The 12894-nt window shown below is 73.4% G+C and carries 7 protein-coding genes; 1 reads left to right on the forward strand and 6 read right to left on the reverse strand.

Features of this window, described 5'->3' with window-relative positions:
- Positions 1–106: 106 nt before the first annotated feature.
- Positions 107–313, reverse strand: a complete 207-nt coding sequence (locus ACFZCP_RS09920; RefSeq protein ID WP_391425732.1) for a hypothetical protein — start codon at positions 311–313, stop codon at positions 107–109.
- 480 nt (positions 314–793) lie between these two features.
- Positions 794–1906 carry a ribosome small subunit-dependent GTPase A gene (rsgA, locus tag ACFZCP_RS09925; protein WP_391425734.1) on the reverse strand — a complete coding sequence of 371 codons (1113 nt, stop codon included), beginning with the start codon at positions 1904–1906 and terminating at the stop codon, positions 794–796.
- A 502-nt stretch (positions 1907–2408) separates the two neighbouring features.
- Here rsgA and ACFZCP_RS09930 point away from each other — a divergent pair.
- Positions 2409–4547: a SpoIIE family protein phosphatase gene (locus tag ACFZCP_RS09930; protein WP_391425736.1), complete on the forward strand. Its 2139-nt coding sequence runs from the start codon at positions 2409–2411 to the stop codon at positions 4545–4547.
- A gap of 57 nt (positions 4548–4604) precedes the next feature.
- Here ACFZCP_RS09930 and ACFZCP_RS09935 read toward each other — a convergent pair whose 3' ends face one another.
- The 4 genes from ACFZCP_RS09935 to ACFZCP_RS09950 all read right to left on the reverse strand — a co-directional run bounded on the left by ACFZCP_RS09935 (position 4605) and on the right by ACFZCP_RS09950 (position 12894).
- A complete protein-coding gene (locus ACFZCP_RS09935; protein WP_391425738.1) occupies positions 4605–5036 on the reverse strand; it encodes an SWIM zinc finger domain-containing protein in 432 nt (143 codons plus the stop codon).
- A gap of 424 nt (positions 5037–5460) precedes the next feature.
- A complete protein-coding gene (locus ACFZCP_RS09940) occupies positions 5461–7833 on the reverse strand; it encodes a hypothetical protein (RefSeq protein WP_391425739.1) in 2373 nt (790 codons plus the stop codon).
- A complete protein-coding gene (locus tag ACFZCP_RS09945) occupies positions 7830–9977 on the reverse strand; it encodes a hypothetical protein (RefSeq protein WP_391425740.1) in 2148 nt (715 codons plus the stop codon). Before ACFZCP_RS09945 ends, ACFZCP_RS09940 begins: the two co-directional genes overlap by 4 nt.
- A 70-nt stretch (positions 9978–10047) precedes the next feature.
- The gene (locus ACFZCP_RS09950; protein WP_391426196.1) at positions 10048–12894 is read right to left on the reverse strand and encodes a hypothetical protein; all 2847 of its coding nucleotides are present in this window, start codon (positions 12892–12894) and stop codon (positions 10048–10050) included.

Here is a 12894-nt window from a genome sequence, read left to right on the forward strand (position 1 = left end):
CGAACTCGGGCGACGCACACGGATGCCGGGCTCGGCGGCGGGCTCGGCGTTCGAGTCCGGCGACGGGGCCGGGCGACCGGCTCGGGCATCGGGTCCAGCGATGGACTCAGGCGACGGACGGTGCGATCGGCCGGCCGACGTCCCAGCCGATGTCGGTGGTCAGCGCGTGGGCGGTGGGGAGGAGGACGGCCCCGAGGACGGTGGCCGGTATCAGAAGGCGGCGGAGCACGGTGGTACTGCCTCTCTGGATGGCGGTGCGGATGAGCTCTGCGGTGGCGGCCTCGGCGGACCGCTCGGGCCACGCTTCGCGCACTGGTGTTCACAGCGGGTTCACGGGGCCTTTCACAGCGTGTCCCACCCGTCGCAGCCGTTTCAAGATCACTAAGGGGGCCGGAACCCGCACTGCGGAAACATGACGGGGCGCGCGCCACGCGCAGGGATGCGTTCGGCGACGCATGCGCGTGTTGGGTTGACATGGCCGGGGCATCGCCTTCCACTTCACTCACGGCGAGGCGGGAGCACGCCGGACCGGACCGGCCGACGCGTGGTGGAAGGCGCCCGGCGGGGCCTCGACACGGGCTTGCCCGGCAGGGCGAGGGCCGCATCCGAACGCCACATGATGTTCCGTCAGAAGACGGACCCTGCGTACACAACACGGCACCACACCTGCGGAGGGCGCCGGAGCGGCCCGCCGGAGGTGTGGTGCCGTGCGGGTGTGGTGCCGTGGGCGGGGTGACGTCAGCGGGGTGACGTCAGCGGGGTGACGTCAGCGGGGTGCTACGGGAGACACTGCCTAGGCCCAGCGGCCCCGCTTGGCCTCCATCGCCGCCTTCCCCTCCGCGCCCCTCCGCTTCCAGTCCTTCTTGATCTCGGACCGCAGACGGGCGTCGGTCTTGGCGACGATCCACTGGTTCTCCCGCATCAGCTTGCGGTAGCTCTCCAGTCGACGGGCCGGGAGTTCCCCGCTCTCAAGGGCCTGACGCACCGCGCAACCCGGCTCGGTCTCGTGTGCGCAGTCCTGGAAGCGGCACTGCCCGGCCAGGTCCTCGATCTCGGAGAACACCTGCCCGACCCCGCTCTCGGCGTCGAACAGGCCGACACCCCGCAGCCCGGGGGTGTCGATGAGCACGCCCCCGGAGGGCAGGGGCAGCAGGTTGCGGGTGGTCGTGGTGTGCCGGCCCTTGCCGTCGACGTCGCGCGCGGCCTGCACATCCATCACGTCCTCGCCGACCAGGGCGTTGGCGAGGGTGGACTTGCCCGCGCCGGACTGGCCGAGCAGTACGGTCGTGCCGGAGCCGACGAGGGCGGCGAGCACGTCGAGGCCCTCGCCGTGCAGGGCGCTGACGGTGAGCACGGGCACGCCGGGCGATGCCGTCTCGACGTCCTCGACGAGATGGGCGAGCGTCACCGGGTCCGGCACGAGGTCGGCCTTGGTGAGCACGACCACGGGCTGCGCACCCGATTCCCAGGCCAGGGCCAGGAACCGCTCGACGCGCCCGAGGTCGAGCTCCAGGGCGAGCGAGACGGCGACGACGGCGTGGTCGACGTTGGCGGCGAGGATCTGCCCCTCGGACCGCTTGGAGGAGGTGGAGCGCACGAAGGCGGTGCGGCGCGGCAGATACGCGCGCACATAGCGGGGGTTGCCACCGGGTTCGACGGCGACCCAGTCGCCCGTGCACACGACCCGCAGCGGGTCGTGCGGGGTGACGAAGGCCGTGTCGGCCCGCAGCACACCGGCGGCGGTGGCCACGTCGCACTGGCCGCGGTCGACCCGTACGACACGGCCGGGCAGGAAGCCCTGCTCGGCGTAGGGAGCGAACCCGGCTTCCCAGCCCTCGTCCCAGCCGTACGGGGCGAGAGGATGCGAGGAGGACGAGGACGGACCCACGAGAGAAGAGAAAGACAAGGGGTGACCCTTCACAAGGGTGGCCCCGGCACCGCGCTCATGAGCGCGGGAAAAGGATGAGGTCAGCCGGAGGCCACGGAAGTGGACTGAATGAACTTCCGGATGTGGGCAGCGCCCGTCTCAACGACAGCCATCGGTCACACCTCCCGTTTCTCCACACGACTGACCGCGGCAGCCGGCGGCCACCGCGAGGAGCAAGCCCCACCCTAGAGGGGCTCGCTCTGCGGCACCATCGAATTTCCCCCGTCGTTCCTCGGGGAGACGGCCGGGCCGGCTCCGGTGGGCGACGGACTCGGCGCCCCATGTGCCGCCGGTCCTCCTGGAGGGCGAGCCGTCAGGCACCCCCCGGTCATGAAGCGCCGCTGTGACCGGCTCGGCTGCGGCCCGGAAACAGCGGAGACATGTGTCAAAGTGGAGGGGCGAGACGACGCCGTCCGCGGACGGCGGAGACAGGAGAGGGCGGCCTGTCATGTCCACATATTTCGATCCCCACAGTTCGGCCATGGCCCGCTCCGTCCCCGTCGACCGGCGGAGCGAGGAGTACGCGGACCTCTTCGGGCAGGCCCCGGTGATCTTCGCTGCGCTCAGTGGCCCGAGACACCTTCTGGAAGTGGCGAACTCGGCGTTCTTCGAGGCCGTGGGGTGCGACCGCGGGCGCATCGGCGAGCCGCTCGGAGAGGTGATTCCGGAATTGGCTCCGCAAGGCGTCCTCGACCGGCTCGACGAGGTCTACCGCACCGGCGTCGCCTACCGGGCCCGGGACGGGCGGCTGATGCTGGGAGAGCCGGGCAGGCAGCGGGAGGGGTTCTTCGACTTCACCTACGAGCCCCGTTGGGACGAGGCCGGCCGGATCGACGGGGTCGTGGTGATCGCGGTCGAGACCACCGCGTACCACGACGCGCATCTCCTGGCCTCGCAGCAGCGCGTGTTGCTGGAGCAGATCGCACGCGACGCCCCTCTCGCCGAGATCCTCGACGGCATGGCCACGGCGATCGAGGAGTGTTCCCCGGACATGATCGTCTCGGTACTGCTCATCGATCCCGACGGGCAACGCCTGCGGCACGGCGCCGCACCGCGCCTGCCCGACTTCTACAACGAGGCGATCGACGGGACGGTCATCGGCGAGGGTGTCGGCTCGTGCGGCACGGCCGCCTTCCGGCACGAACCGGTGATCGTCACGGACATCGCCACCGACCCCCTGTGGAAGGACTACCGCGACCTGGCGCTGCGGGCCGGGGTCGCGGCGTGCTGGTCCACGCCGATCCAGGACGCGGACGGCCGGCTGCTGGGCACCTTCGCGATGTACCACCGCACCCCCAAGGCTCCCGCGGACAGGGATGTGACGCTCAGCGTTGCGTTCGCACGCATAGCCGCGCTGGCCATCGAACGCCACTACGCGGTGGAGGCGAGGCACGTCGCCCAGGAGCGTGAGAAGGCAGTCCGTGAGGATCTGGCCTTCCTGCTGGAAGCGAGCACCGCCATCACGGGCGAGACGCACTATTCGGACAGCCTGCAGCGCATGGCCATGCTGACCGTTCCGGCCCTGGCACCGTTGTGTGCCGTGCATGTGGTCGAACGCGGCCGGACCCACCGCATCGCCGTCGCCGCCTCGACCCGGGAGGGGGAACAGCTCCTCTCCTCCCCGGCGCTGTGCGACGACGTGGACGCCGCCGTCGCCCGCGTGCTGGCCTCCGGCGCCATCGAGACGGCCCACATGGGCAGCCCCTGCGCGCAGCCCGGCGTCACGGGTTACGTGTGCGTGCCGCTGGCCACCCGGGGCCGTACCTTCGGCACGCTGACTCTCCTCGCCACCGATCTGCCCCTGGACGGCCACACGATCGCCCTGGCCCAGGAGCTCGCCCGCCGGGCCGCTTCGAGTGCCGACAACGCCCACCAGTTCACCGACCGCGTCCGGCTGGCCCACGATCTGCAGGCAGGCCTGCTGCCTCCCGAGTTGCCCAGGATTCCCGGCGTGACCTTGGCCGCCTCGTACCATCCGGCCGGCGAAGGACTCGACGTCGGCGGCGACTTCTACGACGTCTTCCCGCTGTCCGACGAGCGCTGGGCGTTCATGATCGGCGATGTGTCGGGGCGCGGCGCGCTGGCAGCCACCACCACCGGAATGGTCCGCCACACCGCACGTGCCGCCGCCCGCCTCCTGAACGACCCGGCGGCGGTGGTCGCCGCCATCAACGACGCGCTGACGGCAGGCACCGCCGATGAGGACCAGTTCGTTTCACTCGTCTACGGCGAGCTGCGGCGCTCTGCGTCCCACCTCGCGCTCAACCTGATTCGAGCAGGCCATGTACCGCCCCTCGTGCGCCGAGCCGACGGCACGGTCGAGGAACTCACACCACCAGGACTGCTGTTGGGTATCCGTCCGGACCCCGGCTTCTGCCCGTGCGACCTCGACCTGCGCCCCGGCGACAGCCTGGTCCTGGTCACCGACGGCATCACCGAGGCCCGCGCCGCCGACGGCGAATTCTTCGGCGAGGACCGCTTGGCCGACGCGCTCGTCGCCGACCGGACCACGGCGCCCACCGCCGCCACCCTCATCGAGTCCATCACCGCCGCAGTCACCACGTTCGCAGGCAGTGCCGCCCTCGACGACCGGGCCGCGCTGGTGGTCACCGCCGGCTGACGGTCACGACGGCGCAGCGGCCATTGCTGCGCCACGGCGCGCAGGAGGCAGGAAAGGTCAGCCTGAGACCGCACAGGTGGAGTGGATGGACTTCCGGATACGGGCAGCGCCCGTCACAGGCCGTGCTGGTCGAGGAGCCGCATCAGGTTCCGCCTGCGTTTCTGGCCGGCCCGTCGTCGAGCAGGGCATCGACCAGGACCGGGCCGCCGTACCAGGACTGCTGCCGCTGCCCGGCGTCGGCGCGCAGCGTTGCTTGCAGAAGTTGCCCTGCATGCCGTACGGGCAGTCGCACTCCCCGGCAAGTCCGTCGGGCCCGTCCAGGGCCAGCTCCACCTGGTAGGCGTCCGTCCCGTGGACGGTGGCCGTGATCCACCCGTCGCCGACCTCCACCGCGGTCACCGCGGCCAGATTGTTTTGCACCCGCTCGAAGGAACGCGGGCCGGCCAGCGCCCGCAGGTCGTCCTCGTCGAAGCCCAAGTCCTGTGCCACAGAGGCATTCAACCGGAGGAGAGGAGCCGTGGCCTCCGCAGTACCCGTATCGCTGTGTTGCCTGGCACGCACACCCACATGCGCGTGCCAGGCACCCACGGCTCACGACCGCAACGAGGTCCAACCGCCGACAGGCCGGACCTCGGACTCTCGCAGCTTCGGCGTCGCCTACTACGAACTTGACGTATCCCCCGATGCCGAGCATGCGCCGCGTCTCCGCCTGGGTGGCAGCGAGCTCACCAGCCACCCGGACCCGCTTCGCCTCGGCACCGGTCGGCTGCTTTCTGGCGTTGCAGCAGCTCGGCCCGCTTGCGCTGGGACTCCACGCTGTGTTGCGGCGGCCACCGGCCACCGCCTGGTCTGCATCCCACCTCAGAGAACCGCGTCCCGGACGCCACGGAATATTGCTCCTCGCCCTACGACGTCATACGAAGAACAGCGCGACGATGAGCACGACCAGCAGACCGAAGGCCGTCCCGATGACGCAGCCCGGGTTGACCAGCAGCTCGGCGAACCGGTCGCCGAGGCCGGGCCGTTCGGCCGTGAAGACCGAGGAAACCGAAGAAGCCGAGGAGGCCGAAGAAGCCGTGTGCGCCTGGGGGTGCGCGGGAGCCGAGGGCAGCGGGGTCGTGACCGGTGCCGGCGGGACGGCGGGCGGTCTGCTGCTCCGGCTGATGGCGTCCTGCAGGATCTGGCGCCACAGGGCGGGCGGAAGATCGGGAACCCGGCCGTCCGGCGGTTCGACGATGGTCTGCCAGAGCCAGTTGCCCGTGGTGGGGTGGCGGTCCCGGCTCATCCGGTACTGCAGCTCCAGCAGTTCGTTCAGGTAGCGCTCGTCCCGGGCCAGCGGGGCCACCGCCCAGTGGAAGAGCACGGCCGCCCGCTCGGCCATGGCGGCCCTGGAGGCCCCTTCCGCGCCGAGTTTCTGCGGCGTGAAGTACAGGTCGTTGCCGAGCATCTGCGCGCACAGGGCGTGCCGCATCTCCGGATCGCGCACCTTGTCGCGGTCGGGCCTTCCCAGCTCGCTCAGCACCAGATCCAGTGAGTCCTGGGACAGTTGGCCGGAGCGCAGCTCGCCGAGGAGAAACACGTCGGACTGCTCGGCCAGCTGCGCCATCAGGCGGCCGCGCAGCATGTGGTCGCCGCGCCGGTACTCGCGCAGCTGCCGCTGGAGGGCGTACGGGTCACGCGCGGGGGTGCCTTTCGGCCCGGCCTGCACGGTCGGACCGCTCGGACCGCCAGGCCCGCCCAGTCCGCCAGGCCCGCCCGGTCCGCCCATTCCGCCAGGTCCGCCCGGTCCGCTCGGTCCGCTCGGAGCGCTGAGCCCGGTCGGGCCGCTCGGCCCGGTCCGGGGAAGGCCGCTGTCGGGTGCGGGCCCCTGGGGCGCACCCGAACCCGGCCTCCTCGGTTCGTATCCGGGCTTGTGCGGGGTCTGCCAGCCGGTCTCGTACCCGCTCTCGTGAGCCGGGCCTTGTGCGGTCCCCTGGGCAGGCTCGTGCGCGGGCGGCTGGTAGGTCCGCGCCTGCGGTGGTGCGGCCGCGGGCTCCGACCGCAGCTCCGGGCCGGCCGTGGCCCGGAGCTGCCCCTGCCCCTGTCCCTGTCCCTGCTCGTGCTCGTGCCCCTGGCCCTGTTCGGGGGCCCGCTCCTGTCCCCCGTACCGCCTCGGCTCGGCGCTCCGGTCGAGGTCGCGGTCCCGGTCGCGGTCCAGTTCCAGGTCCGGATCCCGCTGAAGAGCCCGGTCCGTGTCCCGGTCCCTGTCGAGATCCGGACCCACGTCCAGGTCCAGGTCCCTGTCGCGCGCCGGGTCCCGGTCGCGGTCCGGTGCCTGGCCCCCTCCCGCCGGGCGGGACGAGGGCGCCGCGGCGTCGTACCCCGTCGGGCGGCCGGTGGCGAGGATGTCCTGGAGCCGGGCGCGCCGCCGCTCCCAGTCGAGGGCCGCGCCGTCGGCGAGGTCCTCGACCAGGTGCGGCACGCCTGCGGGCGCCTTGCGGTGCGCGAGGACGTGGTGCACCAGCCGCTGCGCCGCCCGGTGCTCCAGCCCGGGCCGGGCCGGCCGGCGGCCCATGACCCGGGCGAGCGGGCCGGACCCGCCCGTGTCCGGTTCCCAGCGCGGGACGGACATCAGCCGCAGGGGATGGGTGTCCACCGTGTCGTAGGTGGCGAAGGTCCACTCGTGGCGCAGCCAGGACCCGAAGATCAGGAACAGCCCGAGATAGACCAGCGGCACCCCGTCCGGGTCCGGCCAGTCCCGCGGCGGCTTCTCCTCCAGGAGCAGCGACACCCGCTGTGCGGGGTCGCGCAGCAGCTCCGCGGTGACGAGGATCAGCGCGTGCTCGACGGTGTGCAGCCCGTCCAGCATGTCCGGCAGCCGGGTGCGCGCCAGTTCGTCGAGCCTGCGGCAGTCGATCTCCGACAGGCTGCCGGATTCCCCCTCGGCCTTCTCCTGCTTGCGCCAGCCGCCCCACGCGAGGCCGAGGCACTGGCGTGTCTTCAGAACCGCGGGGGAACCGACGAGGACGTGGCTGACCGTGCTCGGCCGGCCTGCCCGGTCGGTGGTCGGCCAGCGCTGTACGAGCATGACGTCGCCGTCCCGGGACAGGGTGCGCACGACGCTCGGCCGGGCCGCCGCCGCGCCGGACACCCACAGCAACGGGCCGAGGTCCCGGCCCAGTTCCTCGGCACGCCCGGCCGGACAGGAGTGGGCGACGGCGTTCATGCCGGTGCCCTGGCGGCCGTGGTTGCCGTCCCAGCGGAAGACGACCTGATGCACCGAGTCCCGGTCCTGGAAGCCGTTCACTGAAGTTCCTCTCCCCCGGATCCCTCTGCGTCTTCTCTGTCCTCAGTGCCCTCTGCGCCCCCTGCGCCCGGCCACGGCACCGCCTCGACGACGGGCGTCTGGCCCACCGCGAACGTCTCGGCGCCGCCCGGCACGTCGATCAGCCCGTGCATCGCCAGCAGCGCCAGCAACGGTTCCAGCACCCTGCGGGGGCCCGCGCCCGCCGGATAGCGGCCGTGGGCCTCCTGGCCGCCGGTGGCCGACGCGATGTGCAGGGTGCAGCGCCGGATCGCGTCGAAGGGGCGCAGCCACGCCTGCCCGGCGTGCCGGCGCAGCAGCCCGTACACGTCGCGGCTCTCCTGGTGCATCAGCACGGGGTCGAGCGCGGTGGCCTGCGGCCGGCTCAGCCACCGGTCGACCGGCGGCTGGAACCGGAGGAGGTCCGCCTTGCCGAGCACCATCGCGGCCGGCACCTCCAGGTAGGGGCCGCTCTTGCGCAGCCGGTCCAGGACGGTGCCGAAGGCGAGGTCGCCGTCCCGGTTCACCTCCACCCCCCAGCGCTCCCTGACATGCTCCAGCTGGGGCAGCGGCAGGGCCAGCGCCGGGTCGACGACGAAGATCAGGGCATCGACCCCGAGCAGGAACCGCAGCGCCGCATCGGTGCGTACGAGGTCCTCGCCGCCGAGGTCGAAGAAGGCGACCGGGCGCACCTGCCCACGGGCGTCGGTGATCAGCAACGACTCCACGAAGCGTGCGAAGTCGTCCCGGCCCAGGGCGGCCGTGTGGTCCAGGACCTTGCCGCTGCGCAGCGGCTGGACCCGTTCGCGCACAAAGCGCGCGTGCTGCTCCGGGTTGACGGACTGCCACTTCACGCCGAACGGCTCCAGGCCGCCGTCGGTGACGGCCGCGATCATCTGCGTGAGCAGATGGCTCTTGCCGGTGGAGGACTGGCCGACCATGGCGACGGTCAGCGGGCGGCCGTACATCAGGTAGGGCACCGGGATGAAGTGCTCGGGGAAGTCCGCGTCCGCCGTGCACTTCTGGACGGCGCCGCGCATGACGTCGTGCCGCCGCACCGGGTTCTTGATGCCGCCGAGGTCCAGCGGCTGGTACTGCATCCTGCTGTCGGTGACGAAGAGCTTGGTGAGGTCGAGCTGTATGGTCTCCAGGCAGTACGGGCAGAGCACCTCGCCGGTGCCGTTCCCGGCCGCCGTCCCGGACGCGTCCTCGGAACGGACGACGGGGGCCTGCCGCTTGAGGCGCAGCGACTCCTCGAAGGCCTCCCGGTGCGAGCGCATCTCGTCGGCGGGCAGGGTGAGCCGGACGCGGCGGGCGGCTCCCGGTGCCACGAGGTCGAGCACCTGGGCGGGTGTCGGCCGGTCGGCCGCCCGCGGGGCGAAGGCGTGCCGCAGCGTCTGGTCGAGCACACGGTGCTCACCGAGGTCGGCGGGGGCCCGGTCGGCGGGTCCGGGCCGGCCCGTCACCAGCCGGTAGAGCACCTGGGCCGCGCTCCACACCGCGTCCCGCGCGTCGGCGAGCCCTTCGCCCTGGCGCTGTTCGGGCGAGCAGAAGGGCTGCCTGCCCCACGGGCTCCTCGGCCGTCCCGTCCTCGCCACCCCCTCCAGCCCCCACAGCTGGACCCGGGCACCGTCCCAGAGCACGGTGGCGGGCGAGACACCGCGCGGCACCAGGCCCTGGCCGTCGAGCAGGCACAGGGCGAGCATCAGGTCCCGGGTGAGGCGCTGCTGGTCGCTCGCGGCCATCACATGGGTCCGCGCGGCGGCGGTGCCGCGCGGTGCGGCGTACAGCAGGAACGGCTCGGCCGCGTCCAGTTCGTAGCCGATGATCCTCGGGAAGAGCGTCGCGTACTCCGTGTCGGCGAGCACGCGGTGCAGGTGCAGGGCGGTGCCCGCCTCGCTGTCCAGCAAGGCGCGCGCCGCGGGGTTGCCCGCGTCGGCGGCGGTCAGGCGCACCTGGACGCACTGCTCCGCGTCGTCGTCGAGCAGGCAGTTGCGGATCAGCTGGGGCAGCAGCGGGTCGCGGCGGGACTCGCGGCCGAAGCGGGCCGGGGTGACACGACGCCAGCCCGAGGGCACGGTGAACACGAGCTTGTCCGGGGACGTTCCGCCCGGTCCGGGCCGAGGGGGATGCACAGAGCTGGTCACCGACGGTCCTCTCCTTCGTACATGTGCGCCGGGCCGCAGGGGTGCACGCGGCCGGGACGAGAAGTGCAGGTCACCAGGAATCACCGTCCCCTCGGCGATCCGGGTCCGGCCGGCTGCCGGGGCCGGGCGGGTCGTACCCGTCCGCACGGTCGTAGCCGTCCGTGCCGTCGTAACCGCTCGCGCGCTCGGAGCCGTCCCTGCGGTCGTCGCGGTCCGGGCGGTCGTAGGAACGCGGCCGGTCGGACGATTCCGGGCGGTCGTAGGAACCGGACCGGTCGTAGGAACCGGCGCCGCCGTACGAGCGCGGCCCGTCGTACGGGTCCGCCCGGCCGTAGGGATGTCCCGGCCCGTCGTACGGGTTGCGCGGTTCGTCGGGTCCGGAGCCGTATCGGGGCCGGATCGTGTCCACGACGCCCATCCGCAGCGGGGTGAGCCGGACCAGGCCGGCGTAGCGTCCGGACGACGTCCACAGGACCTCCTCCGGCTGGACCGAACCGTTCGACCGCCAGGCCTTCTCGACCTCGTCGCGCACGGCCGTCGGCGCGAACCTGATCCAGACCGCGGCCGCCGGGTCGCGGCTGAGCAGCGCGCCCTGTTCGGGTGAGGACAGCTGGACCACGGACTGCCGGTCGGCCTCGGCACCGACCAGCTCGGCCGGCCCGTACGGGTCGGTGCCGAGCAGGTTCGCCGAGGTGGCACGGACCCGGCGGGCGGCGGCGAACGGGGGCGGGGCCAGCACGCCGTTGTGCTCCAGATGACGGCGGGCGGTCGACAGCAGCTCGTGGACCCGCTCCTCGGTGCGCCGGATGGCGAGGGTGCCGGCCTGGCCGCGTTCGACGGCACCCCAGTACGGCTTCATGGCCTCCAGGGCGGCGTCCGTCAGATCCGCGGCCAGGGTGGCGACCAGCTCCGGCCCCCCTTCGCCGTTCTCCCGCTCCAGCCAGCGCGGCACGCCCTTGGTGCGCTCCCCCCTGGCGGTCGCGGCGCTCTTCTGCCGGCCCTCCCCCGGTCCCCTCTCCCGCTCGTGAGGAGCCGCGGGTTCGTCCCAGGACGGCCCGTCCTGCCAGGCGTACACGCTCGCCCAGTCGCCCTCGGCGTCGTCCGACTCGTCGAAGGCGTCGTCCGGCTCCAGTCCGGAGGGGCCGGCGAGCCAGGCGTGGTCGTCGGAGGTCCCCGCGCCCGGCCCGGCGAAGGTGTCGGACGCCCAGAGCCGCTCGGGCTCGGGCGCCGCCTCGGCCTCCGCCGCGGCCGCCGTGGCCCGCAGCATGCCGGCGACGGACCGGGCCGCGTCGGCGCAGTACAGCCGCTCCTCCACGGCCCAGTGCTCCCGGACCGCCTCGGCCAGCAGGGCGTCGAGCCCCTCCAGGTGCCGTCGCAGTACGGCCGTCGTACGGCCCGGCGCCCAGGCGGCGGCCGCCGCACGCCAGAGCCGGCGCGCCGTCTCCCAGGCCACGCCGAGGCCCGCCGGCAGGGCGAACGTGCTCAGCCAGAGCGGGGGTCCGGTCACGGCCGCCACGCCCGCCCCGACCACCGCGCCGGCGAACGCTCCGATGCGGGGGGCCACGGCCCAGCGGCCGGGGCGTCCGCTGCCGCGCAGCCGGGCCGCGCCGAGCGCCGCCATGCCGACGAACAGCAGCGGAACGGCGAGGGCCAGGGCGAGCAACGGCCCCTGCCACAGCGCGCCGAACAGCCCCGCCAGAGCGGCGAGCGGAGCGGCCGCCGCCAGGCCGGGCACCGCGGTGCCCTCCGCGCCGGTCTGGCGGGCCACGGTGTCGGCGGAGTGCGCTGCCAGCTTCGGCAGCAGTGCCGAACCCGGCAGCGGCTCCACCCGCCCGGCCAGACCGGTGAAGCGCTGGGCCACCGCCCGCATGGGCAGCCCCTGGCCCAGCAGCTTCCCGGCGAACTCCTTCAGGCCCTCGCCGATCCGCTCGCCCATGCCCTCGGCCGACGGCACCCGCAGCCCCAGGGCCGTGAGCCGGGCGGCGGACTCGGCGGCCGACGGTCCCGCGCCACCGCCGCCGCGCAGAGCCGTGCCGACGAGGTCCCGGTACTCGTCGAGGGCCTCGCGCGCCTGGTCGACGTCCGCCTCGAACGCCATTCTGCGGGTGGGCCGCAGCAGCCCGGGCAGGCCCTGCAGCCCGGCGAGCGCGTCCTCGGCGTGGTCGAGGGCGTGCGCGCAGCTGTGGAAGGCGTCGTCCGCCACGCCACCGGATTCCCGGTGCCGCTGGTCCTGGCCGCCGCGCGGCGCCACCAGGGCGCGCAGCGGCTCCGGGAGATCGGCTCCGGAGGAGGCGGTCAGCAGGACGTCCGGGGCGAGTTCGGTGTCCTCGCCCGCGAACCGGGTCAGTGCGTCGCGCCAGGCCCTCTCGCGCACCTCCGGCGGCAGGTCCTGCTCCAGCAGCCGTACGCCGGGCGCCGCGACGGCCTCGGGCAGCGACCCGATGGAGCGCAGGACCCTGAGGTAGAGGTCCGGCACGGACAGCACGCCGACCAGGACGGCGAGCGCGTCCGGGTCGTCTGGCTCGGGCTGCTCCAGCGCGGTGCGGGCGGAGCGCAGATCGCCGGCCCACAGCAGCGCGGTGCCCGAGGTCCGCAGGACGGCGGGCCGCACCAGCCGGCGGTCGGGCTGGAACGCCTCGTCCTCACCGGCGTACGAGCCCGGCGCGCTGCCGACCAGCAGGACCAGGAGCCTGACCTCGCCCACGGCCCGGAAGCCGGTGAGGAGTTCGTACTGCAGTTGGTGGTCGGTGAGCCCGGCCGGGGTGTCGACCACCAGGAAGAGCGGGTCGTCGGGCTCGGGCAGGCCGGCGCGCCCCAGTTGCCGGGCGACTCTGGAGCGCAGGGCCGCGGGGCTGTCGAGTTCGGCGGCTCCGGCCCGCAGGTCCAGATGGATGACGGCGCCGAAGTGCTGGGACAT

The sequence above is a fragment of the Streptomyces sp. NPDC007971 genome (assembly GCF_042958635.1).
Lineage (GTDB): Bacteria > Actinomycetota > Actinomycetes > Streptomycetales > Streptomycetaceae > Streptomyces.